Here is a 23,123-nt window from a genome sequence, read left to right as displayed (position 1 = left end):
GGTGGGTCGGGGCCGTGCCGGTACATCCGCCCGTCGCCGTTGGACGGAGATGTGATCGTCGGTGGCGACGGGCATGTGATGTACCGGCACGGCCCCTCCCGCCGAATCCCGGGTGCGGGTGCGAGATCCATCCCCTTGCGGGCATGATCTTCAGCCCCGGCCGGGAAGATCCAGCCCCTCCGGCGTTTGAGGAGCGGGGGGCCGGGGGCGGAGCCCCCGTTACGGGTCGGGTAGGGGCGGAGGGGGCGAAAAATGCCTGTCTGGTGTTCCGGGCCCGGGCAGCCGGGCAGTCAGGGGTGCCGGGCCGCCCGGAGTCGTTCAGAAGCCCGCCGGCTCCGTGTACACGCCCCACTCGTCGCGCAGGACACCGCAGATCTCACCCAGCGTCGCCTCGGCACGGACCGCCTCCAGCATGGGGGCGATCATGTTCGAGCCGTCGCGCGCCGCGGCCAGCATGGCGTCGAGCGCGCCGCGCACGGCGGCCTCGTCGCGGTCGCCCTTGCGGGAGGCCAGCACCCGCACCTGCTCGCGCTCCACCTCGTGGCTGACCCGGAGGATCTCCAGGTCGCCGGTCACGGACCCGTGGTGGACGTTGACGCCGACGACCCGCTTGTCGCCCTTCTCGACCGACCGCTGGTACTGGAACGCCGACTCGGCGATCTCTCCGGTGAACCAGCCGTCCTCGATCCCGCGCAGGATGCCGGAGGTGATCGGACCGATGGGGTGGCGCCCGTCCGGGTGCGCCCGCAGTCCGCGCTCCTTGATCTGCTCGAAGATCTTCTCCGCGTCGGCCTCGATCCGGTCGGTGAGCTGCTCGACGTACCAGGAACCGCCCAGCGGGTCGGCGACGTTGGCGACGCCGGTCTCCTCCATGAGCACCTGCTGGGTGCGCAGGGCGATCTCCGCCGCCTGCTCGGAGGGCAGCGCGAGCGTCTCGTCCAGCGCGTTGGTGTGCAGCGAGTTCGTGCCGCCGAGGACGGCCGCGAGCGCCTCGACGGCGGTGCGCACGACGTTGTTGTACGGCTGCTGGGCCGTCAGCGAGACGCCCGCGGTCTGCGTGTGGAAGCGCAGCCACTGCGCCTTCTCGGAGGTGGCCCCGTACACGTCCCGCATCCAGCGGGCCCAGATCCGGCGGGCCGCGCGGAACTTGGCGATCTCCTCGAAGAAGTCGACGTGCGCGTCGAAGAAGAACGAGAGGCCGGGGGCGAAGACGTTCACGTCGAGTCCGCGGGACAGGCCCAGCTCGACGTAGCCGAAGCCGTCCGCCAGCGTGTAGGCGAGCTCCTGCGCGGCCGTGGAGCCGGCCTCGCGGATGTGGTACCCGGAGACGGACAGCGGCTTGTACGCGGGGATCTTCTCCGCGCAGTGCTCCATCAGGTCGCCGATGAGGCGCAGGTGCGGCTCGGGCTGGAAGAGCCACTCCTTCTGCGCGATGTACTCCTTGAAGATGTCGGTCTGGAGCGTGCCGTTGAGCACGGCGGGGTCGATGCCCTGGCGCTCGGCGGCGACCAGGTACATGCAGAAGACCGGCACCGCCGGACCGCTGATCGTCATCGACGTGGTGACGTCACCGAGCGGGATGTCCCGGAAGAGGACCTCCATGTCGGCCGCCGAGTCGATCGCGACACCGCAGTGCCCGACCTCGCCGAGCGAGCGGGGGTCGTCCGAGTCGCGGCCCATCAGCGTCGGCATGTCGAAGGCCACCGAGAGGCCCCCGCCGCCGTTGGCGAGGATCATCTTGTACCGCTCGTTGGTCTGCTCGGCGTTGCCGAACCCGGCGAACTGGCGGATGGTCCACGTGCGGCCCCGGTAGCCGGTCGCGTACAGGCCGCGGGTGAAGGGGTACTCGCCGGGCCAGCCGATCCGCTCGAAGCCCTCGTACCCGTCCCCCGGGCGGGGACCGTACACCGGCTCCACGGGATCTCCGGAGAGCGTGGTGAAGTCGGCGTCGCGCTTGCGTGACGCGTCGTAACGGGCCTGCCAGCGTCGGCGGCCTTCCTCGATGGCGTGAGCGTCCATGCCCTCAAATTTACTAGGACGTCCTAGTAAATGTCGACGGCAAACCGCCGTGAGGGGTCACGGCGGAAGGGTTACGCCTTGACGGGAGCGACCTGCACGTCGCCGACCAGCGGAAGCGTCTCGCGGACGATCTTGCGCTCGACGAAGAAGGCGGCGAAGGGGATCGTCCCGGACAGCAGCACCCACAGCAGCTTGCCGAACGGCCACTTGGCCTTGGAGCCCAGGTCGAAGGCGAAGATCAGGTAGATGATGTAGAGGATGCCGTGGGCCTGTGAGACCGCGAAGGTGACGTCCTCACCCATCTTGAACCCGTACTTGAAGACCATGCAGGTACACAGCACGAGCAGCATGACGGCGGTCACGTACGCCATGACGCGGTAGCGGGTCAGCACGCTGGATTTCATGCTGACGAGCGTAACGGTAGGTTCCGGGCGATCTTCGCCCGGGTCGGGAGCCGTCCCCGCCCCTCACTCGTCGTCGAAGTCGTGCGCGGCGACGCGCAGCGGCCGCAGCATGGCGAAGATCTCCGCGCACTCCTCGTCGTCGTAGACCCCGAGCCCGAAGTCCATCGCCATCAGATCGCGGGTGGCCGCGTCGCAGACCTCACGGCCCTTGTCGGTGATGGAGGCGAGGGTGCCCCGGCCGTCGTTCGGGTTCGGCCGCTTGTCGACGAGCCCGGACCGCACGAGCCGGTCCACCGTGTTCGTGACGGACGTCGGATGCACCATCAGCCGCTCGCCGATCTTGGACATCGGCAGCTCGCCCGCCTTGGAGAAGGTGAGGAGCACCAGCGCCTCGTAGCGCGCGAAGGTCAGTCCGTACGGCTTGACGACCGCGTCCACCTCGGCGAGCAGGATCTGGTGCGCGCGCATGATCGAGGTGATCGCGGACATGGACGGCACGGCACCCCAGCGCTGGCGCCAGTGCTCGTCGGCGCGGGCGATGGGATCGAAGGCAAGACTGAGCGGCTTCGGCACGTCAACGACCTTACCGGCCGGTCACATCGTGGTCAGCCCCGTCTCGCTTTTCGGTATCGGCCCGCGCGGGGGCGGTCCCGGGACCGACGCCCCGGGACCGGTGACAGGGGGTGGGGCGGGCTCACCGGCCCCCGGTGTCCCCGCCGTTCTCCCCGGCGCGCGCGGTCCCGTGCCCGGAGCGCCGGGCCGCCACCGCCAGGGCCAGACAGACCGCGCTCCCGAGGACGCCCGCGCCCACGAGCGTCGCCCGCACCCCGGCGAACTCCGCCACCGCGCCCGACAGGACCATCCCCACGCCCTGAGCGGTCATCAGCCCGGCCGAGTTCAACGTCATGGCCCGCCCGAGCAGTTCGTCCGGCACCGCCCGCACGAACCACTGGTCCAGGCCGAGGGTGTACGCCGATCCGGCGCCCGCGAGCACCAGCAGGGCCAGCGTCCAGCCGAGACCGGGCCGCAGCGCGTAGGCGGCGTAGGGCAGCAGCGTGACGCAGACCAGCGGGAGCGTGAGCCTGCGCCGGGTCGCCGGCCGCAGCCGCGAGCCCGCGAACAGCTCCCCCGCGATCGTGCCGACGGGCAGCGCGCACATCAGCAGGCCGAGCCCGGCCGTTCCGGCCCCGAGGCCCTCGGCGTACGGCGCCGCCAGGGCCTCCGGCGCGACGGCGAACATCGGCGGCACCCAGAACAGCAGGAGCAGCACGAGGATCCGCCGGTCGGCCAGCACCCGACGGGCCCCGCGCAGGGAGTCCCGCACGAGCGCCCGCCCCCGGTCGGCCCGCGCGGGCCGCCGGCGGGTGCCGAAGCGCAGCAGCACCGCGGAGGCGAGGAAGGTGCAGACCGTGACGAGGAGCGCGTGGCGCGGGGAGACGACGGTGAGCAGCAGGCCGCCCGTCCCGAAGCCGGCGAGCAGCGCGCTCTGCGACAGGATCCGCAGCAGGGAGCGGCCGAGCACGAACAGTTCGCCGTCGCCGAGGACGTCCGCGAGGGTCGCCGTCCGCGTCCCCTGGAAGACCGGGGCGACCAGGGCGAGCGCGGCCCGCATCGTGAGCAGCACCGCGACGGGCGCGCCCGGCAGCACCATCACGGCCACGCAGCCCGCGCACACCAGGTCGCACACCACCAGGACCCGGCGGGCCGGGAAGCGGTCCGCGACTCCCGCGAGCAGGGTCCCGCCGATCAGATAGGGCAGGAACCCGAGCGCGAACGTCAGGGCGCTCAGCAGCGGGGAGCCCGTCAGACCGTAGACGAGGACGGAGAGCGCGATCTCGCTGACGACGAGCCCGAGCAGCGAGAAGGCGTGCGCCACGAAGACGGCACGGAACTCGGGCACGGCGAACACGGGACCGTACCCGCTCCGCGCGGGTGCCGCCTCCGCGACGGGCGTCGCGGGGCCCGCCGGGTCCTGACCTGCGGCGTCCTGCGGGGCGGGCTCTGGTGCGGGCGCCGTCGTCGGGCCCTTCGTCTCTGCTTCCGGCATGGGCGACAGCGTGCCCGGCACCCGCCGCGACGACGTAGAGTTTCGGCCTCAGCCGAATCTTCCGGGGTCGCTCATGCCGTCACTGCTGCACTTCGGGGAGGACGACCTCCTCAACTGCCGGTTCGCGGTGTCGCCGCTGTGGGAGACGCAGGAGGCGGTACGCACGCTCAACCGGCCCGAGCGGCACGGCTATCACGCACCCTGGCTGCGCCGCATGCGCGCGGCGGCCGCCGGGCTCGACCTCACCCCGCTGTGGCTGCTGATGCCCCGGCGCGGCTACTCCCCCGACTGGCTCGGGCCGCCCCCGCTGGGCCCGGCGGCGAGCTTCGAGGAGGAGATCGCCGCCGTCCGCACGGCCGACCCCGAGGTGGCCCGCGAGGAGAGCGCGCGCTCGCTCGCCGACACCCCCGGCGCCCTGGCCTCGCCGCGCGGCCGGGCCCTGCTGGCCGACCCGGCCCGCCTGGTCCGGGAACTGACGGGCCTGCTGGAACAGGCCTGGCACACCCTCGTCGAACCGGACTGGCCGCGGCTGCGCGCCCTGCTGGACGCCGACGTCGCCTTCCACTCCCGGCGCCTGGCCGAGGTCGGCCTCGGCGGGCTCCTCCCCGAGATCGACCGGCGTTTCGGCTGGCGCTCGCACACGCTGACCGTGGAGGTGGGGGGCCATCACGAACGGCGTCTGGCCGGCGGGGGCCTGGTCCTCATGCCGAGCGTGTTCTCCTGGCCGGACGTGATCAGCGGCTTCGAGCCTCCGTGGCAGGCGACGCTCGTCTACCCCGCGCGCGGCATCGGCGGCCTGTGGGGCGAGCCGGCGGACCGCGCTCCCGACGCGCTCGTACGGCTCCTCGGGCGCGGCCGGGCCGCCGTGCTCACCGCGCTCGACGAACCGGCGGGCACGACCTCGCTCGCGCACCGGCTGCGCCTCGCCCCGTCGTCGGTCTCCGCGCACCTCACCGCCCTGCGCGACGCGGGCCTGCTCGTCTCGCGCCGGTACGGGCACCAGGTGCTGTACGAGCGGACACCGCTCGGCATCGCCCTGGCGTCGGGCGGCTGACCGGGAGCACCGGGGAGGACGGGACCGCCGGCCGCCCCACCGGGCCATGCCGCCTCCCCCGCCGCGACGGCCCGCTGTGCCACGATTGGTGACCGTTCGTCACCTTCGCGCAAGGGAGCGGCATGCCCCGGCTGATCCACGCCCTCGCGGCACTCGCGGTGCTCGGGCTCATGGCGGGCTGCGCGACCGAGCCCGGGACCGGACGGGCCCCGGCCGCCGGCGGCGCCTCGAAGCGGACGGGCCCCGCAGCCCGCTCGCCCTTCTGGGTCGACCCGCGGGGCCCGGCGGCCCGGCAGATCGAGCTGTGGCGCCGGCAGGGCCGTGCCGCGGACGCCGCGCTGCTGAGCCGGATCGCGGACGAGCCCGTCGCCCTGTGGCCGGCGGGCGAGCTCGACCCCGCTCCGGCGGTCCGGTCGGCGATCGCGTCCGCGGCCCGGGAAGGACGGACGGCGCTCTTCGTGGCGTACGACATCCCGCACCGGGACTGCGGCCGGCACTCGGCGGGCGGGGCGGCGGACGCGGACGCCTACCGGTGGTGGATCGACAGGTTCGCCGGCGCCCTCGGTGACGGCCGGGCCCTGGTGGTCCTGGAACCGGACGCGGTCGCCCACGTCGTGGACGGCTGCACGCCGGGCGAGCACCACGCCGAGCGCGAGCGGCTGCTGGGTGAGGCGATCGTCCGGCTGAAGCGCCAGCCGCGCACGAAGGTGTACCTGGACGCCGGGAACCCCTCCTGGATCCCCGACCCGGAGAACCTGGTCGGCCCCCTGGAGCGGGCGGGCATCGCGCACGCCGACGGTTTCTCGCTCAACGTGTCCAACTTCCAGACGGACGCGGTCAGCAGGGAGTACGGCGTGCGCCTCTCCGGCAGGCTCGGCGGCAAGCACTTCGTCGTCGACAGCAGCCGCAACGGCAACGGCCCGCTGGAGGGGGTCTGGTGCAACCCGCCCGGCCGGGCGCTGGGCACCCGGCCGACCACGGCCACCGGCGAGCCCCTCCTCGACGCCTACCTGTGGATCAAGCGGCCGGGCGAGTCGGACGGGGAGTGCGGGGGCGGACCGGCGGCCGGCCGGTGGTGGCCGGAGTACGCCCTGGGGCTGACGCGCGGCTCCGCCGGCTGACGGCCTGCGGCGGCCTGGCGCCGGGCGTCACCCGACGCGGATCCACTTCGCCTCGGACGGCGTGCCGCGGGCGTCCGTCACGAAGAGCATGTACCAGCCGGGCGGCACCAGCGCCGGGTCCCTCGGTACGTCGACGGTGACCGAGTCCGCCGTCTTCGTCAGGCCCAGCTCGATCGACCGCTGCTCGACGTCCGTGGTGTGGGTGACGGCGCTCGGCCGCATCAGCCGGGCCCTGGCGACCCGTTCCGGATGGCCGGTGGCGAAGGTCGCCCGGTGGTTCGCGTCCAGCTCCCCGGGGCCCGCTCCCAGCACCGGGCGCCGGTCGCCGTCGCGGTGCAGGGAGGGCGGGGTGAAGACCTCCATGCGCTGTTCGAAGTGGCCCAGCTTGGTGTTCTTCCGGTCGTCGAAGAGCGGGTCCGAGCCGAAGGTGGCGACACGGCCGTCGGGCAGGAGCAGTGCCTCGGAGTGGTAGTTGCGGCCCACGCGGGGGGAGGCGGCCTCGCGGAAGGTGTTGGTGCGGGGGTCGTAGAACTGCGCCTTGAGGATGTTGCTGGCCCCGCGGCCGCGGTAGTCCCTGGAGCCGTTGGTGGTGAAGACGGTGTCGTCCGGCATGATCACGCTGTTCAGGTAGCGCGTTCCCTGGGGGAGGTCGGGGCCGTCCGTGAAGGCCGGGCTGTCCTTCCTGAGGTCGACGACGGCGGTGCGGGCGGTGGACTTCCCGGACTCGCCGACGCCTCCGCCGCCGAGGACCATCACCTTCTGGTCCTGCGCGGGCGGCAGCAGGACCGACGCGGAGGTCTCCGTCCGGTCGGCGTCCCTGAGGCCGGGCACCTTCTGGAAGGTGTTGGTCCGCGGGTCCCACAGGCCCGGCTCGCGGCCCTGGTCGGCGGGCCCGTACCCGGCGTTGGAGGCCGGGTAGAAGAGTTTTCCGCCCTCGGTGAGGAAGAGGGCCGGGTAGGTGGGGAAGTAGCGGTGGGGTCCGGGGCTCCACCTCTTCGTCACCGGGTCGTAGATCTCGTTGTCACCGGGGTCGACGACCCCGACGTCGTCGAGTCCGGAGACGGCGAGGACGCGTCCGTCGTCGAGTCCCACGAGGGTCGGGTACCAGCGGGCCTTGTCCATCGGGTCGACGGGGACGTACCGCTCGGCCCTCGGGTCGAACTCGTAGGCGGCCCTGATGCCCTGGAAGTCCTGCTTCTCCAGGGTGATCCTCTCCGAGAGGCCGTACGTGTTGCGGGCGTCCTCGCCGCGCAGTCCGACGATCTCGTACTGGGCCCGCCGGTCGGTGACCGACCCCGGCCCCTCCTCCTCGGCCTCGACGAAGACACGGGCCTCCCCCGCGGTGACCTCGGTCCTCCAGGGCTGCATGGCGCCGGTGCGGTCGTAGGTGACGATCTGGTTCCGCCGGGCTCTCGGGACCGTCACGTCCGCCTTGCTGACGTAGTCGACGCCGGCGGGCGAACGGAAGACGGTGCCCTTCTTGAGGACGACGGTCCTGTCGGGGTTCTCGTTCTTCACGCGCATGCCGCCGCCGGCCCGCACGACCTCGCCGTCCAGCTTCTCGTAGCGGGCGGTGCCCCCGGCCACGAGCATCCTGCCGTCGGGGAGCTGGGCGTGTCCGGAGCAGAAGAAGTCGTCCGGTGTGGGGATCTTCTTGAAGGTGTTCCTCACCGGGTCCCACAGGACCGTGTCGAAGGAACCCCGGTCGAACTTCCTCTGCTCGTTGCCCGACCCGGCGACGATGAGCACCTTCCCGGTGTGCAGCAGCGCCGCGTGGATCGCGTTGGTGCGGTACTCCGGGGGGATGTCGACGCCGCTCCAGGAGCCGTACTCCGCCGTGTAGGCGGGCCGGGAGATCTTGTACTCGTGGTACGCCTCACCGGCGAGGCCGAGCGCGGCCGGGGCGTTGAGCGCCGCGAGGACGGCGATGCCCGTGATGCCGAGCGCCGTCTTCTTCGTCTTCTTCGAGGGCCGGCGGGCCATGTCCTAGGTGCCTCCTGTCGGGGAGCCGGTGACCGTGACGGGGGTGCCCGCCGCCGGTTCCCGGCGGTCGGGTACGCGGGCGGGAGCGGGGGCCGCCGACCGGGTCCGGCGCTCCCCGGCGAGGGTGCGGATCCAGACCGCGACCGGGGCCAGGCAGACGCCCATGGCCAGCAGCGCCCAGGTCCGCATGGCCGCGTGGGTGTGGCCGAGGACGGCGGAGGCGCCGAGCGAGACGGCGAGCAGCGCGGCCCAGCCGAGATGGAGCCGGAAGGTCCCCAGCCGGTCGGGGCTCGCGCCGTGCCCCTTGGGGGTGACGACGAAACGGCTGGGGCGCCGGACGACCGCCTCGCCCAGGGCCTTCAGGTAGACGGGGGCGGACAGGGCCGACATCGCCATGCCGGCCAGGCCGCCCGATCCCTCGGGTTCGTGCGGGGAGACGTTGTGCCGCCGGTTCCACAGGTACAGGCAGATCTGCAGGGCGGCGGCGTCGCTGTAGAGCATCAGCCACACGGACGCGGTGACCTCGGTCCCCGACGCCCCGGACCACAGGAACAGGAAGCAGCTCAGGACGCCCAGGAGCCAGTTGACGGCCGTCATCGGGTAGTAGAGGAGCATCAGCGTGTACGAGAGGAGCCGGCCGGGGGGCATGGTGAGCAGCGCCTTCCCGTACTGCTGGAACAGGGTCTCGTAGGTGCCGCGCGACCAGCGCGCCTGCTGGGTGAAGAAGTCGGTCCAGGAGGAGGGCCCCTCGCCGACGGCGAGGACGTCCGGCGTGTAGACGGACCGCCAGTGCCTGCCGGTCCGGGGGTTGCGGTGCCGGTGCAGTTCGAACCCGGTGGCCATGTCCTCGGTGATGGAGTCGTACAGCCCGCCGATCTGTCTGAGGGCCGCGATGCGGACGGCGTTGTTGGTGCCGACGAACATGGGCGAGCCGTAGCGGTTGCCCGCGCGCTGGATGAGGGCGTGGAAGAGGAACTGCTGGGACTCCGCTGCCTTGGTGACGGGGTTGTTCCCGTAGTTCCCGTACACCTGGGGGCCGACGACGAACGCGACGTCGGGGTCCCGGAAGTAGCCCAGCATGCGCTCCAGGAATCCGGGCAGCGGGACGTGATCGGTGTCGACGGAGGCGAAGAAATCGTACGCGTGCCCGTACAGGGCGAGCCACGCGTTGTAGTTGCCGTGCTTGGTGCGGGCCTTGTGGCGGCCCTCGGGGAGGTTCCACTCGGGCACCCCGGACCGGGTGAAGTGCCGGACGCCGAGCTCGGCGCAGAGCGCCCTGGCCCGTTCGTCGTCGCCCTCGTCGAGCAGCCAGACGTCGAGGGGGCCGGCGTGGGTGAGCGCGACCGCGCCTTCGAGGGTGGCGCGGACCGTGGCGAGGGGTTCCTTTCCCGGGACGTAGGTGGTGAGGAAGGCGACCCGGGTCCCCTGGGCGGGCGGGACGGGGACGGGGTCGCGCGCGACCATCGTCGCGTGGGCGATGCTCATGACGTTGACGACCACGAACAGTTCGATCAGCCCGATGGCGACGAGCATCGTGGTGTCGAGGGCGATCAGCCACGGCTCGCCGCCCTCGCGCCGCACCCAGTGGGTGGGCCACACGAGATAGACGAGGAGCGCGCAGGCGAGGACCGGGGCGAGGGCCATCAGCAGGAGGGCGCCTATTCGGTGCGGCTCGCGCGACAGCAGCTTGGTGTACTGCACCCGGTAGCCGGTGGCGGGCGGCTCGGTCAGGGGTCCGGCGAGCCGGCTGTAGCTGTCGTAGTCGTAGCCCGCGGGCCGCACATCGCCCTCCCGTGGTTCGACGAGTCCGGTGATCGTCATGGCGGATACCCACACATAAGTGGAGTTTTCGCGACACGTCGAGCGGGGCGGGTCCGAAGGAGTGCGGCGGCGGGCGGGCGGGTGACGCCGGTGCGGAGCGGGACGCACGAGAACCCCGGCCCTGGGGACCGGGGTTCTCGCTCGGGACCCGCGCCCGAGGTGATGCCGATATGCCGACATACCGTCATGTGGTCATGTCGTCACGCCTTTGCGGGGTCATGGAGCCGTGGACCACGGGGGCACGGAGCCACGGGGTCACGCCGACAGGTGCCGCTCCACCGTCTCCACCTTGGAGGTGAGGCCGTCCGTCACACCGGGACGGATGTCCGCCTTGAGGACGACCGAGACGCGGGGCGCGCGCTCCTCGACGGCGGCGACGGCACGCTTGACGACGGCCATCACCTCGTCCCATTCGCCTTCGACCGAGGTGAACATGGCGTCGGTGCGGTTGGGCAGGCCCGACTCGCGGACCACGCGGACGGCGTCGGCGACGTACTCCCCCACGTCCTCGCCGACGCCGAGCGGTGTCACGGAGAAGGCGACGATCATGCCTTCACGGCCCCTTCCCCGACGGCGCGCGAGGCGACGACCGCGTCCTCGGTCTCGCGCTTGAGCCTGCGGTCGGCGAAGAAGCCGCCGGTGGGCAGGACGGAGAGGACGAGGTAGAGGGCGCCGGTGCCGAAGCTCCACCGGGCGCGGTTCCAGGCGTCCGCCCAGAAGATCACGTACAGGACGAAGAGGAGGCCGTGGACGGCGCCCATCACGGGGACGGCGTTGAAGTCCGTGGTCCGCTTCAGCACCGAGCAGACGAGCAGCAGCAGGAAGGAAACGGCTTCGGGGGCCGAGACCAGGCGGAGCCGGCGGAGTGCGGTGGCGGTCTTTATGTCCACGGGTCACCTTCGGTGGGATTCGCTGTCGGGGGAGACGCTTCTTTGTGAACGCGAGCACAAGCGCCCCGGCCATTGTGGCATCCGGCGTGCGGGGGCCCGGGTCCGGGGGGCCGGGCGGCGCCGGATGGTGCCGGGCGATATCGGACGACACCGGACGACGCGTCCCCTAGGGGGCGGATCAGGGACAGGATCCACCCACGGACCCTGTCCGCGGGCCCGACGCTGCGGCTACCTTCGCAGCGTGGCGATGTTTCGACTTCAGGGCAGCAAGGTGCTGGCCGTCGACATGACCGGGGACGCCGTCAAGGCGAAGAACGGCTCCATGGTCGCGTACGACGGCCAGATGGCCTTCAAGAAGCTGAGCGGGGGCGGTGAGGGGATCCGGGGGATGGTGACCCGGCGCCTCACCGGCGAACAGATGACGGTGATGGAGGTGAAGGGGCACGGCACCTGCTGGTTCGCCGACCGGGCCTCGGAGATCAACCTGGTGGCCCTTCAGGGGGACAAGCTGTACGTGGAGTCGAGCAATCTGCTCGCCACGGACGCGGGTCTGCGCACGGGCACGACGTTCACGGGGCTGCGCGGCGCCTCGCAGGGCAACGGCCTGTTCACGACGACCGTCGAGGGCCACGGCCAGGCGGCGATCATGTCGGACGGCCCCGCGGTGGTGCTGCGGGTCAGCGCGCAGTACCCGCTGACGGTCGACCCGGGCGCCTACATCGCGCACCAGGGGAACGTACGGCAGTCGCTGCAGTCCGGTGTGACGTTCCGCACGCTCCTCGGCGAGGGCGGCGGCGAGGCGTTCCAGATGCGCTTCGAGGGCGACGGGCTGGTCTACGTCCAGCCCAGCGAGCGCAACACGATCGCGGGGGATGTTTGAGATGGCGTTCCGCGAGGTGAACTCGAAGATGGTCGAGGCCACGGTGGTGCCGGGGCAGCGGCTGTTCAGTCAGCGCGGCGCGATGCTCGCGTACAAGGGCGAGGTGTCGTTCACGCCCAACGTCCAGGGCGGGCAGGGCGGGGTGATGTCGATGATCGGCCGCCGCCTGGCCAACGAGGCCACCCCCCTGATGACCGTGGAGGGTTCGGGCACGGTGCTCTTCGGGCACGGCGGCCACCACGTCCACGTGATCACCCTCACCGGCGACACGCTGTACGTCGAGGCGGACCGGCTGCTGGCCTTCGACGGGACGCTCCAGCAGGGCACGATGTTCCTCGGCTCGCAGGGCGGCGTCATGGGCATGGTGCGCGGCCAGGTGACGGGCCAGGGGCTCTTCACGACCACGCTGAAGGGCCACGGGGCCGTGGCCGTCATGGCGCACGGCGGTGTCTTCGAGGTCCCGATCACCCCGCAGCGCGCGGTGCACGTCGACCCGCAGGCGTACGTGGCGCACCACGGAGACGTGCGCAACAAGCTGTCCACGGCGCTGGGCTGGCGCGACATGGTGGGACGCGGCTCCGGCGAGGCGTTCCAGCTGGAGCTGAGCGGCAGCGGTTCGGTGTACGTCCAGGCCTCGGAGGAGAAGCTTTGACTCCTCCCTTTCCTAAAGAAGGAGAGGGATTCCTGGCTCACGCTGGCTGTGGACCGGCGATCCAGCAGCTCTTACACGATCAGCACCAGCCGGGTTGAGACCAGCCCGGACGAGCATCACGCGGGCGGAGTTCTTGTCCCTGGAGGACACGGCTCCGCATGCGGTGCAGGCATAGGTTCGTTCAGAGAGAGGTAGCGCGTGCTTGGTTCTCGCCCCGCACTGTGCGCAGTCCATCGTGGTGTGCGCGGGATTGACGAAGTACAGTTCGCGGCCGTGCTTGCGGGCCATGTGGATCAGTGCCTGCTTGGTCGCGCCGATCGCGGCGTCAGCGGCCTTGCGGGCCATCGTGGTCTTGGCAAGAAACTTCGGGCGGAAGTCCTCGACGGCCAGACGGTCGTGGTCACGCACGACCTTTTTCGCCCACTTGCGGGCGGTGTCCTCGCGTTGTCGGGCGACCTTCTTGTGGAGTTTCGCGGTCTGCTTCCGCGCTTCGCGATACCCCTTCGAACCGGTCTGTCCGCGCTGGGGCTTCCTGCGGGCCGTCATCCGCTGATAACGGGCCAGGCGCTGCGCGGCGTTCCTGCCGTGCTGGGCGTGGGGCAGGTCGTGGGCGTCCGAGGTGGTGGTCGCGGTTTCCCTGACGCCCCAGTCGATGCCGATGTCTCGCCCGGTGACAGGCAGGGCCTGAGCGACGGTCGCGACAACGAACGAGGCGTACCAGTGACCGAGGCTGTCACAGTGGACGCGCACGGAGGACGGTGGCCCAGGCAGGTCCCGCGACCACACCACCGTCACGGTGATGCCGCCCGCGAGGTGCAGGCGCCCGCCCTTAAGGCGGAACCCACGCTGTGTGTAGTTCAGCGACGGGTCGGCCGTGTGCTTCTTCTTGTACCTCGGCATCCCAGCCCGCTGGCGCTGCGGCAGTCCGGCCTTGACATCCTTCAGCGCCTTGGCACGGGACTTGCCGAAGTCGCGGATGATCTGCTGCTGCGGCACCGAGGATCCCTGGCGCAACCACGCGTTCACGGTACGGGCCTCGGTCAGCATCCTGTCCAACCCGGCCGGGCCGCACTTCTCGCCCTCGGCGTACGCCTTCTTCGACCGGGCCACACATTCGTTCCAGATCCACCGACACCGCGCCCATTCCGCCTCCAGCGCCGCATGGGCGGACGACGACACGCGCAGGCGATAGGCATATCGGGCGCACCCGACATCCTTCACCTGTCGTTCTGCTGTCGTCATGACGTCAAACATATGGCAACTCTACGTCACCAGGCAACTACAATGGCGGCATGGATGAAGAGAAACGCATCACCGTGCGACTCCCCAGCAAGCTCCACGACCGCCTCGCCGCACTGGCGAAGCGAGACCGCAGGTCGGTCAACGGTGAAATCGTGCACCTCCTGGAGGTCGCACTCACCCGCCAGCCGGAAGATTCCCCATCGCCCTGACGGCGACCCCGCCTTTCCTACGCCGTTCCACAGGCGTCCGCCCTCTCCCGGACCTGAAGGCCGGGGCACCCCTGGAGGAATCACGTGAGCGGGTACGGAGTTCCCGGCGGTCCCGTGATCCACGATCCGATGTCGCTGCCGGCCGACGACAACGTCAACAACTACACCTTCTGCGTGGAGCTCAAGGGGAGCCAGTGGTTCCTGCAGAAGGGCAAGATGATCGCCTACTACGGATCGATCGAGTTCGACGGCATCGGGCACGGCCGGCTCGACCGTCTCGTCCGTACGTCGTTCCATTCGCCACTGCACGCGAGCGACTGGGTCGTGGCGCAGGGCTCGGGCAAGATGCTGCTCGCCGACCGGGCCTTCGACGTGAATTCGTACGACCTGGAAGACGGCAACCTGACCGTTCGCTCCGGCAACCTGCTCGCTTTTCAGCCAAGTCTCGCGCTCAAACAGTCGATCGTGCCGGGCTTTCTGACACTGATCGGAACCGGCAAGTTCGTGGCGGCGTCCAACGGTCCGGTGGTGTTCATGGAACCCCCGATCCGGGTCGACCCCCAGGCCCTCGTCGGGTGGGCCGACTGCCCCTCCCCCTGCCACCACTACGACCACGGGTACATGACGGGCGTGATGGGCGGTCTACGTGCGATGACGGGCCTCGGCGGGGCCTCCGGCGAGGAGCACCAGTTCGAGTTCGTGGGGGCGGGCACGGTGCTGCTCCAGTCCACCGAGATCCTGATGGCCGAGCAGGCCACGGGGGCGGTCCCGCAGCAGGCGGGAGTGCCGGGCGCGGGAGGGGTGCCCGGTCAGCACGGGCAGCAGGCCGGGGCACCGCGCCTTCCCGGACAGCTGGGGGACCTCCAGCGTCGCTTCGGGCTGTGAGCGGTAGTCTGCGGAGTGTGACGTCGAACGCGCATCGAACGCGTGCGCACAGTCACATAACCCCTCACTAGTTCGCATTTCAACATTTTAGGTAGACTTCATTTATGGAGACCGAGACGGCCACGCCCTGGCTGACCGATGCGGAGCAGTGCGCCTGGCGCACCCACCTGGAGGTCAACAGGCTGTTGACGTACCAGCTTGAGAGGGACCTTCAGCCGTTCGGGCTGACGATGAACGACTACGAGATCCTGGTGAACCTCTCCGAGTCGGAGGGCGTACGGATGCGGATGAGCGACCTGGCCTCCGCCACCCTCCAGTCCAAGAGCCGGCTCTCGCACCAGATCACCCGCATGGAGAACGCGGACCTGGTGCGCCGGGAGAACTGCGAGTCCGACCGGCGGGGACTGTACGCGGTACTCACCGAGCACGGCATGGAGACGATGAAGAAGGTCTCGCCGCATCATGTGGCGTCCGTGCGGCGGCACTTCATCGACCTGCTGTCGCCCGAGGCGCTCGAGGACCTGCACAAGTCCCTGCGCCCGATCGCCGAACACCTGATGGGACAGCGCGGCAAGCCTTAGGAGCGGGGCGCCCTCGCCCGCGGCACGGTCCCGACGGCACGACCCGGCCGGGCTGCCGCGCGCCGCCCGTCACCCCGGACCGCACGCCACCGGCCGCACGGACCCCGCGTCCACCTCCGGACGCGGGGTCCGTGCGCTTCGCACGCGGACCAGGGCGGTCGCCGACCCGGCCGTGGGGAACGCGCCACGACCCCGGCGCACCGCGCCGGGGTCGCTCCACGAGGGGGCGTGCCGGACGGGTGGACGCACTCGCCGGTGTGCGGACGCACCGGGCCGCACACCGGTACGCCGGAGCGCGCCGGGTACGGGGGCACGCGGACCGGCCCCGGAGCGGGGCCGCCCGGCGCCGCGCCGCCCGTCCCGGCTCTCCGCGGCCCTGGACCGGCGGTCCGCTCAGCTCTCCTTCAGGCCCTCGATCAGGGTGTCGGCGGCTTCGTACGGGTCCAGTTCGCCCGCGACGATGCGCTCCGCGAGGGCGCTCAGACGGCGGTCGCCGTGGAGGTCGCCGATGCGGCGGCGCAGCGCGGTGACGGCGATCGTCTCGACCTCCTGGGACGCCCGCGCGAGCCGGCGCTCGGCCAGGACCCCGCGCTCCTCCATCCACGCCCGGTGCTTCTCCAGGGCCTCGACGACCTCGTCGACGCCCTCGCCGCGCGCGGCGACCGTCTTGACGATCGGCGGGCGCCAGTCCCCCGGCCCCCGGGACTCGCCGAGGCTGAGCATGTGGTTGAGCTCGCGGGCGGTGGCGTCGGCGCCGTCGCGGTCGGCCTTGTTGACGACGTACACGTCGCCGATCTCCAGGATCCCCGCCTTGGCCGCCTGGATGCCGTCGCCCATGCCGGGGGCCAGCAGCACCACCGAGGTGTCCGCCTGGGAGGCGATCTCGACCTCCGACTGGCCGACGCCGACGGTCTCCACCAGGACCACGTCGCAGCCCGCCGCGTCCAGCACGCGGATCGCCTGGGGGGCCGACCAGGCCAGCCCGCCCAGGTGGCCGCGCGTGGCCATCGAGCGGATGTACACGCCCGGGTCCGAGGCGTGGTCGGACATCCGGACGCGGTCGCCGAGGAGCGCGCCCCCGGAGAACGGCGAGGACGGGTCGACGGCCAGCACGCCGACCCGCTTGCCCTGCCGGCGGTAGGCCGTCACCAGCGCCGACGTCGAGGTCGACTTGCCGACGCCGGGCGAGCCGGTGAGTCCCACCACGTACGCGTTGCCGGACAGCGGGGCCAGCGCGGCCATGACCTCACGGAGCTGCGGTGCCGCGCCCTCCACCAGGGAGATCAGCCGGGCCACCGCCCGCGGCCGCCCTTCCCTGGCCTGGGTCACCAGCGAGGAGACGTCCTGCATCACAGCTCCGTTCACGAGATGTCGGTCGTGCGAAAGCGGGTCAGGCCTTGGACACCCGCACGATCAGCGCGTCGCCCTGACCGCCGCCGCCGCACAGGGCGGCCGCGCCGACGCCGCCGCCGCGCCGCTTCAGTTCGAGGGCCAGGTGCAGCACGAGACGGGCGCCGGACATGCCGATCGGGTGGCCGAGGGCGATGGCGCCGCCGTTGACGTTCACCTTGTCCGTGGACACGCCGAGGTCCTTCATCGACTGGTACGAGACCGCCGCGAAGGCCTCGTTGATCTCGATCAGGTCGAGGTCCCCGACCTCCAGGCCCTCCTTCTTCAGGGCGTGCAGGATCGCGTTCGAGGGCTGCGACTGGAGGGAGTTGTCGGGACCCGCCACGTTGCCGTGGGCGCCGATCTCCGCGATCCACTCCAGGCCGAGCTCCAGCGCCTTGGCCTTGCTCATCACGACCACGGCGGCGGCGCCGTCCGAGATCTGGGAGGCGCTGCCGGCGGTGATGGTGCCGTCCTTGGTGAAGGCCGGGCGCAGCTTGCCGAGCGACTCGGCGGTGGTCTCGGCGCGGATGCCCTCGTCCTTGCTGAAGACGACGGGCTCGCCCTTGCGCTGCGGGATCTCGACCGGTGTGATCTCCGCCTCGAAGATGCCGTTCTTCTGGGCGGTCGCCGCGCGCTGGTGGGAGAGGGCGGCGAGCTCGTCCTGCACCGGACGCGGGATGCCCAGACGGGTGTTGTGCTTCTCCGTCGACTCGCCCATGGCGATGCCCTCGAAGGCGTCCGTCAGACCGTCGTACGCCATGGCGTCGAGCATCTCGATCGCGCCGTACTTGTAGCCCTCGCGGGACTTCGGGAGCAGGTGCGGGGCGTTCGTCATGGACTCCTGGCCGCCGGCGACCACGATGTCGAACTCGCCGGCGCGGATGAGCTGGTCCGCGAGGGCGATGGCGTCGAGGCCGGAGAGGCACACCTTGTTGATGGTGAGCGCCGGGACGTTCATGGGGATGCCCGCCTTGACGGCGGCCTGGCGCGCCGGGATCTGCCCTGCCCCGGCCTGGAGCACCTGGCCCATGATCACGTACTGCACCTGGTCGCCGCCGATGCCCGCGCGGTCGAGGGCGGCCTTGATCGCGAAGCCGCCGAGGTCGGCCCCGGAGAAGGACTTCAGCGAGCCCAGCAGCCGTCCCATGGGCGTACGGGCGCCCGCGACGATCACCGAGGTGTTGCTGTTCGTTCCAGACATGAGGTGCGATCCCCTTACCGGCTGCACAGCCGAGGAGTGAACGAGGGTTTACTGAGAATGTACTGAGCGGTAGGCCACCCGTCATCCGGCCCGCAGTGTGATCGCGCGCACGTTGCGTAACCACGCCGGGAGCGCTGCACTGACTCCATGCTTACGCGAATCGACCACATCGGGATCGCCTGTTTCGACCTCGACAGGACTGTCGAGTTCTACCGTGCGACGTACGGCTTCGAAGTCTTCCACTCCGAGGTCAACGAGGAGCAGGGCGTCCGGGAGGCCATGCTCAAGATCAACGAGACGTCCGACGGCGGCGCCTCCTACCTCCAGCTGCTGGAGCCCACCCGCGAGGACTCGGCCGTGGGCAAATGGCTGGCCAAGAACGGCGAGGGCGTGCATCACATCGCCTTCGGCACCGCGGACGTCGACGGGGACGCCGCGGACATCCGGAACAAGGGCGTCCGGGTGCTCTACGACGAGCCCAGGACCGGGTCCATGGGGTCCCGGATCACGTTCCTGCACCCCAAGGATTGCCACGGAGTACTGACGGAACTGGTCACTTCGGCGGCGGTTGAGTCACCTGAGCACTGACCTCCGTATATCTGGGCCGGTAGGGTTGGGGTCGGCCGTCGCCTTTTGCGGGAGACGGCCGTGGTCCTGGCGCCTTCCGGCGAGCGGGACCAAGGGCCGGGGTCCAGGTTTCGGGGGGCGAGCGTCGGGGCAGCAGCCCGTGCTCCGCCGTTGATCTGACACCATTCCCCGGGGGCCCCGTTCGGCCGAAGAACGGTGCTCGTTCGGAATTACGTGACCAGGGGACGGATGGGACCGCGCAGTGCGGGGCTACGAACGCCAGGAGCGAGAGCCGGCGGCTGACGTCGACCACCTCTCTCGGTTCGAGGCCGAGATGGAACGGCTGAAGACCGAGCGGGAGAAGGCCGTCCAGCACGCCGAGGACCGCGGCTATCAGGTCGAGGTGCTGCGCGCCAAGCTGCACGAGGCGCGCCGCAGTCTGGCGACCCGTCCTGCCTACGACGGGGCCGACATCGGCTATCAGGCCGAGCAGATGCTCCGCAATGCCCAGATGCAGGCCGACCAGCTGCGCGTCGACGCCGAGCGCGAGATCAGCCAGGCACGGGCACAGACGCAGCGTCTCCTCCAGGAGCACGCCGAGCAGGCCGCCCGGCTCCAGGCCGAGCTGCACCAGGAGGCCGTCACCCGGCGCCAGCAGCTCGACCAGGAACTGGCGGAACGGCGCCAGACCGTCGAGTCGCACGTCAACGAGAACGTGGCGTGGGCGGAGCAGCTGCGCGCCCGCTCCGAGTCCCAGGCCCGGCGCCTGGTGGACGAGTCGCGTGCCGAGGGCGAGCAGGCGCTCGCCACGGCCCGCGCGGAGGCCGAGCGGATCGTCGCCGAGGCGCGCCAGCGGCTCACCAACGACGCCGAGGCCGCCCGCGCGGAGGCCGAGGCGCTGCTGCGCCGTGCCCGCACGGACGCCGAGCGGCTGCTGAACGCCGCCTCGACGCAGGCCCAGGAGGCCACCGACCACGCCGAGCAGCTGCGCAGCTCCACGGCGAACGAGTCGGACAACGCCCGCCGTCAGGCCGCCGAGCTCAGCCGGGCCGCCGAACAGCGGATGAGCGCCGCCGAGACCGCGCTGCGCGAGGCCCAGACGGAGGCCGACAAGGTCCTCAACGAGGCCAAGGAAGCCGCGGCGAAGGCGATCGCCAGCGCCGAGTCGGTCAACGAACAGCGCACCCGGACGGCGAAGGAGCAGATCGCCCGGCTGGTCAGCGAGGCCAACCAGGAGGCCGAGACCACCAAGTCCGACGCCGAGCAGATCGTCGCCGACGCCCGCAGCAAGGCCGAGACGATCGTCGCGGAGGCCGAGGAGAGCGCGCGCAGCCTCACCGCCGAGGAGACCGCCTCCCAGCTCGCCAAGGCGGCCCGTACCGCCGAGGACGTGCTGAACAGGGCGTCCGAGGAGGCCAAGCGGACCACGAAGGCGGCCTCCGAGGAGGCCGAGCGGATCCGCACCGAGGCGGAGACCGAGGCCGACCGGCTGCGCGCCGAGGCGCACGACATCGCCGAGCAGCTCAAGGGCACGGCGAAGGACGACACCAAGGAGTACCGCGCCAAGACGGTCGAGCTCCAGGAGGAGGCGCGGCGGCTGCGCGGTGACGCGGAGACGCTGCGTTCGGACGCGGTCGCCGAGGGCGAGCGCATCCGTGCCGAGGCCCGGCGCGAGGCCGTCCAGCAGATCGAGGAGGGCGCCCGGACCGCCGAGGAGCTGCTCGGCAAGGCGAAGGCGGACGCGGACGAGCTGCGCCAGGCCGCCACGGCGGACAGCGAGAAGGTCCGCACCGAGGCCATCGAGCGCGCCACGGCGCTGCGCCGGCAGGCCGAGGAGACGCTGGAGCGGACCCGTGCGGAGGCCGAGCGGCTGAAGTCGGAGGCCGAGGAGCGGGCCGAGGCGATCGCGGCCGAGGCCGAGCGGGCCGCCGAGCGGCAGCGCGAGGAGACCGAGCGGGCCGTGGAGGCACGCCAGGCCGAGGCCGCCGAGGGCCTGGCCCGGCAGCACTCGGAGGCCGAGGAGCGTCTGGCCTCCGCCGAGCAGGCGCTGACGGACGCGCGCGCGGAGGCCGAGCGGATCCGCCGCGAGGCTTCCGAGGAGATCGACCGGCTGCGTTCGGAGTCCGCCGAGCGGATCCGTACGCTCCAGGAGCAGGCGTCGGCGGAGGCCGACCGGCTGCGCGACGAGGCCGCGGCGGACGCGTCGGCGTCCCGTGCCGAGGGCGAGTCCATCGCGGTCCGGCTGCGTTCGGAGGCCGCGGCGGAGGCCGAGCGGCTGAAGTCGGAGGCCCAGGACAGCGCCGACCGGGTGCGCAGCGAGGCGCAGGCCGCCGCCGAGCGTCTGGCGGCCGAGGGCGCCGAGACGCTGGCCGCCGCCCAGGAGGAGGCCGCCCGGCGCCGCCGTGAGGCCGAGGAGACCCTCGGTTCGGCGCGCCAGGAGGCCGACCAGGAGCGCGAGCGGGCCCGCGAGCAGAGCGAGGAGCTCCTCGCCTCCGCGCGCAAGCGGGTCGAGGAGGCCCAGACCGAGGCCGTACGCCTCGTCGAGGAGGCCGAGCGGCGCGCGACCGAGATGGTCTCGAACGCCGAGCAGACCGCGCAGCAGGTGCGGGACTCGGTGGCCGGGCTGCACGAGCAGGCCCAGGAGGAGATCACCGGGCTGCGCTCGGCCGCCGAGCACGCGGCGGACCGTACGCGCACCGAGGCGCAGGAGGAGGCGGACCGGGTCCGCGCCGACGCGTACGCCGAGCGCGAGCGGGCCGGCGAGGACGCGGCGCGGCTGCGGCGCGAGGCGAGCGAGGCGGCGGAGGCCGCGAGCGCGCTCGCGGAGCGCACGGTCACGGACGCGGTCGCGGAGGCGGAGCGGATGCGCTCGGACGCCGCCGACCACGCCCAGCGGGTGCGCACCGAGGTGTCGGACGCCATCGCGAACGCCGACCAGGACGCCGCGCGCACCCGCGCGGACGCCCGGGAGGACGCGAACCGGATGCGTTCGGACGCGGCCACCCAGGTGGACACGCTCATCACCGAGGCGGCGGCGGAGGCCGAGCGGCTCGGGAACGAGACCGCGGCCGAGGCCGAGCGGGTACGCGCGGAGGCCGTGGCGAAGGCCGAGAAGCTCATCTCGGACGCGACCGGTGACGCGGAGCGGCTGCGCGCCGACGCCGCCGAGGCGGTCGGTTCCGCCCAGCAGCACTCCGAGCGGATCCGCACCGAGGCCGAGCGCTTCAAGGCGCGGGCGACGGAGGAGGCCGAGCGGCGTACCGCGGCGGCGCGCGAGGAGGCCGAGCGGCTGCTGGACGAGGCGCGCCAGGAGGCCAACAAGAAGCGCTCCGAGGCGGCCGAGCAGGTCGACACGCTCATCACCGAGACGGCGGCCGAGGCGGACAAGCTGCTCTCGGAAGCACAGCAGAGCGCGCAGAAGACGACGGCGGACGCCGAGTCGCAGGCCGACACGATGGTCGGTGTGGCGCGTGGCGAGGCCGAGCGGCTCGTCTCGGAGGCGACCGTCGAGGGCAACACGCTGGTGGAGCGGTCCCGTGCGGACGCGGACGAGCTGCTGATCGGCGCGCGCCGCGACGCCACGGCGATCCGGGAGCGTGCCGAGGAGCTGCGCGACCGTGTCACCTCCGAGATCGAGGAGCTGCACGAGCGGGCGCGCCACGAGTCGTCCGAGGCGATGAAGAACGCGGGCGACCGGTGCGACGCGCTCATCAAGGCCGCGGAGGAACAGCTCGCCGAGGCCGAGGCGAAGGCCAAGGACCTGCTGGCGGAGGCGAACTCCGAGGCGAGCAAGGTCCGTATCGCCGCCGTGCGCAAGGCCGAGGGGCTCCTCAAGGAGGCCGAACAGAAGAAGTCCTCGCTGGTCGGCGAGGCGGAGAAGATCAGGTCCGAGGCCATTCAGGAGGCGAAGGCCGCCGTCGAGGAGGGCAAGCGCGACCTGGAGGTCCTGGTCCGTCGGCGCGAGGACATCAACACGGAGATCTCCCGTGTCCAGGACGTCCTGGAAGCGTTGGAGTCCTTCGAGGCCCCCGGTGCCGGCAAGGACGGCGGGATGAGGGCGGGCGCGTCCGCGGGGTCGGCCCGGTCGGGTGGCAAGGGGTCGGAGAGCTAGGACCGGCCGTCCGGCGGACCGGGTCGGCTCTCCGACGTGATCCGCCGGACAGACCGTCGGCGAC

General features: G+C 71.8%; 20 protein-coding genes. 9 read left to right on the top strand and 11 right to left on the bottom strand.

From position 1 onward, the window contains the following. Positions 1 to 318: 318 nt before the first annotated feature. From ACFW6B_RS20855 to ACFW6B_RS20840, 4 genes are all read right to left on the bottom strand, one after another. Entirely contained in the window at positions 319 to 2,019 is a 1,701-nt protein-coding gene (locus ACFW6B_RS20855; protein WP_386597940.1) for a methylmalonyl-CoA mutase, read from the bottom strand. A 71-nt stretch (positions 2,020 to 2,090) separates the two neighbouring features. Beyond that, entirely contained in the window at positions 2,091 to 2,423 is a 333-nt protein-coding gene (locus tag ACFW6B_RS20850) for a DUF3817 domain-containing protein (protein ID WP_386597939.1), read from the bottom strand. 63 nt (positions 2,424 to 2,486) lie between these two features. Next, the gene (locus ACFW6B_RS20845) at positions 2,487 to 2,996 is read right to left on the bottom strand and encodes a MarR family winged helix-turn-helix transcriptional regulator (RefSeq protein WP_386597938.1); all 510 of its coding nucleotides are present in this window, start codon (positions 2,994 to 2,996) and stop codon (positions 2,487 to 2,489) included. A 121-nt stretch (positions 2,997 to 3,117) separates the two neighbouring features. Next, positions 3,118 to 4,470: an MFS transporter gene (locus ACFW6B_RS20840; protein ID WP_386597937.1), complete on the bottom strand. Its 1,353-nt coding sequence runs from the start codon at positions 4,468 to 4,470 to the stop codon at positions 3,118 to 3,120. Between the two features lie 73 nt (positions 4,471 to 4,543). On the opposite strand from ACFW6B_RS20840, the gene ACFW6B_RS20835 reads away from it, so the two are divergent. Then, positions 4,544 to 5,524, top strand: a complete 981-nt coding sequence (locus tag ACFW6B_RS20835) for a DUF5937 family protein (protein WP_386597936.1) — start codon at positions 4,544 to 4,546, stop codon at positions 5,522 to 5,524. Between the two features lie 122 nt (positions 5,525 to 5,646). Continuing rightward, positions 5,647 to 6,645, top strand: coding sequence for a glycoside hydrolase family 6 protein (locus tag ACFW6B_RS20830; RefSeq protein ID WP_386597934.1), 999 nt, complete (start codon positions 5,647 to 5,649; stop codon positions 6,643 to 6,645). A 27-nt stretch (positions 6,646 to 6,672) separates the two neighbouring features. Here ACFW6B_RS20830 and ACFW6B_RS20825 read toward each other — a convergent pair whose 3' ends face one another. From ACFW6B_RS20825 to ACFW6B_RS20810, 4 genes are all read right to left on the bottom strand, one after another. Then, positions 6,673 to 8,628: a galactose oxidase-like domain-containing protein gene (locus ACFW6B_RS20825; protein ID WP_386597933.1), complete on the bottom strand. Its 1,956-nt coding sequence runs from the start codon at positions 8,626 to 8,628 to the stop codon at positions 6,673 to 6,675. 3 nt (positions 8,629 to 8,631) lie between these two features. Then, complete coding sequence (locus tag ACFW6B_RS20820) at positions 8,632 to 10,410, bottom strand: glycosyltransferase family 2 protein (RefSeq protein WP_386597950.1); 1,779 nt, start codon at positions 10,408 to 10,410, stop codon at positions 8,632 to 8,634. 294 nt (positions 10,411 to 10,704) lie between these two features. Further along, a complete protein-coding gene (locus ACFW6B_RS20815) occupies positions 10,705 to 10,998 on the bottom strand; it encodes an MTH1187 family thiamine-binding protein (protein ID WP_386597932.1) in 294 nt (97 codons plus the stop codon). Beyond that, positions 10,995 to 11,339, bottom strand: coding sequence for a DUF3817 domain-containing protein (locus ACFW6B_RS20810; protein WP_386597931.1), 345 nt, complete (start codon positions 11,337 to 11,339; stop codon positions 10,995 to 10,997). Before ACFW6B_RS20810 ends, ACFW6B_RS20815 begins: the two co-directional genes overlap by 4 nt. 247 nt (positions 11,340 to 11,586) lie before the next feature. On the opposite strand from ACFW6B_RS20810, the gene ACFW6B_RS20805 reads away from it, so the two are divergent. Together ACFW6B_RS20805 and ACFW6B_RS20800 are read left to right on the top strand one after the other, a co-directional pair. Continuing rightward, positions 11,587 to 12,219: an AIM24 family protein gene (locus ACFW6B_RS20805; RefSeq protein ID WP_386597949.1), complete on the top strand. Its 633-nt coding sequence runs from the start codon at positions 11,587 to 11,589 to the stop codon at positions 12,217 to 12,219. Position 12,220: 1 nt separating this feature from the next. Then, on the top strand, positions 12,221 to 12,871 hold the full coding sequence (locus ACFW6B_RS20800; RefSeq protein WP_386597948.1) for an AIM24 family protein: 651 nt from the start codon (positions 12,221 to 12,223) through the stop codon (positions 12,869 to 12,871). A gap of 12 nt (positions 12,872 to 12,883) precedes the next feature. Here ACFW6B_RS20800 and ACFW6B_RS20795 read toward each other — a convergent pair whose 3' ends face one another. Next, the gene (locus tag ACFW6B_RS20795) at positions 12,884 to 14,113 is read right to left on the bottom strand and encodes an RNA-guided endonuclease InsQ/TnpB family protein (protein WP_386597930.1); all 1,230 of its coding nucleotides are present in this window, start codon (positions 14,111 to 14,113) and stop codon (positions 12,884 to 12,886) included. Positions 14,114 to 14,163: 50 nt separating this feature from the next. Between ACFW6B_RS20795 and ACFW6B_RS20790 the strand changes: the two genes are divergently transcribed. From ACFW6B_RS20790 to ACFW6B_RS20780, 3 genes are all read left to right on the top strand, one after another. Beyond that, positions 14,164 to 14,322: an Arc family DNA-binding protein gene (locus ACFW6B_RS20790; protein ID WP_386597929.1), complete on the top strand. Its 159-nt coding sequence runs from the start codon at positions 14,164 to 14,166 to the stop codon at positions 14,320 to 14,322. Positions 14,323 to 14,406: 84 nt separating this feature from the next. Next, on the top strand, positions 14,407 to 15,207 hold the full coding sequence (locus ACFW6B_RS20785) for an AIM24 family protein (protein ID WP_386597927.1): 801 nt from the start codon (positions 14,407 to 14,409) through the stop codon (positions 15,205 to 15,207). A gap of 104 nt (positions 15,208 to 15,311) precedes the next feature. Further along, positions 15,312 to 15,788 carry a MarR family winged helix-turn-helix transcriptional regulator gene (locus ACFW6B_RS20780; protein ID WP_386597926.1) on the top strand — a complete coding sequence of 159 codons (477 nt, stop codon included), beginning with the start codon at positions 15,312 to 15,314 and terminating at the stop codon, positions 15,786 to 15,788. A 393-nt stretch (positions 15,789 to 16,181) separates the two neighbouring features. Here ACFW6B_RS20780 and meaB read toward each other — a convergent pair whose 3' ends face one another. Then, the gene (gene meaB / locus ACFW6B_RS20775) at positions 16,182 to 17,138 is read right to left on the bottom strand and encodes a methylmalonyl Co-A mutase-associated GTPase MeaB (protein ID WP_386597947.1); all 957 of its coding nucleotides are present in this window, start codon (positions 17,136 to 17,138) and stop codon (positions 16,182 to 16,184) included. 40 nt (positions 17,139 to 17,178) lie between these two features. Continuing rightward, positions 17,179 to 18,381 (bottom strand): acetyl-CoA C-acetyltransferase, encoded by a 1,203-nt coding sequence (locus ACFW6B_RS20770; protein ID WP_386597925.1) that lies wholly within the window; start codon positions 18,379 to 18,381, stop codon positions 17,179 to 17,181. 147 nt (positions 18,382 to 18,528) lie between these two features. Here ACFW6B_RS20770 and mce point away from each other — a divergent pair, with 147 nt between their 5' ends. Together mce and scy are read left to right on the top strand one after the other, a co-directional pair. Then, positions 18,529 to 18,969, top strand: a complete 441-nt coding sequence (gene mce, locus ACFW6B_RS20765) for a methylmalonyl-CoA epimerase (protein WP_386597924.1) — start codon at positions 18,529 to 18,531, stop codon at positions 18,967 to 18,969. Positions 18,970 to 19,210: 241 nt separating this feature from the next. After that, complete coding sequence (scy, locus tag ACFW6B_RS20760) at positions 19,211 to 23,059, top strand: polarized growth protein Scy (protein WP_386597923.1); 3,849 nt, start codon at positions 19,211 to 19,213, stop codon at positions 23,057 to 23,059. Positions 23,060 to 23,123 lie beyond the last annotated feature (64 nt).

This window comes from Streptomyces sp. NPDC058751, from assembly GCF_042746485.1.
Lineage (GTDB): Bacteria > Actinomycetota > Actinomycetes > Streptomycetales > Streptomycetaceae > Streptomyces.
This window is presented reverse-complemented; position numbering and strand designations above follow the sequence as displayed.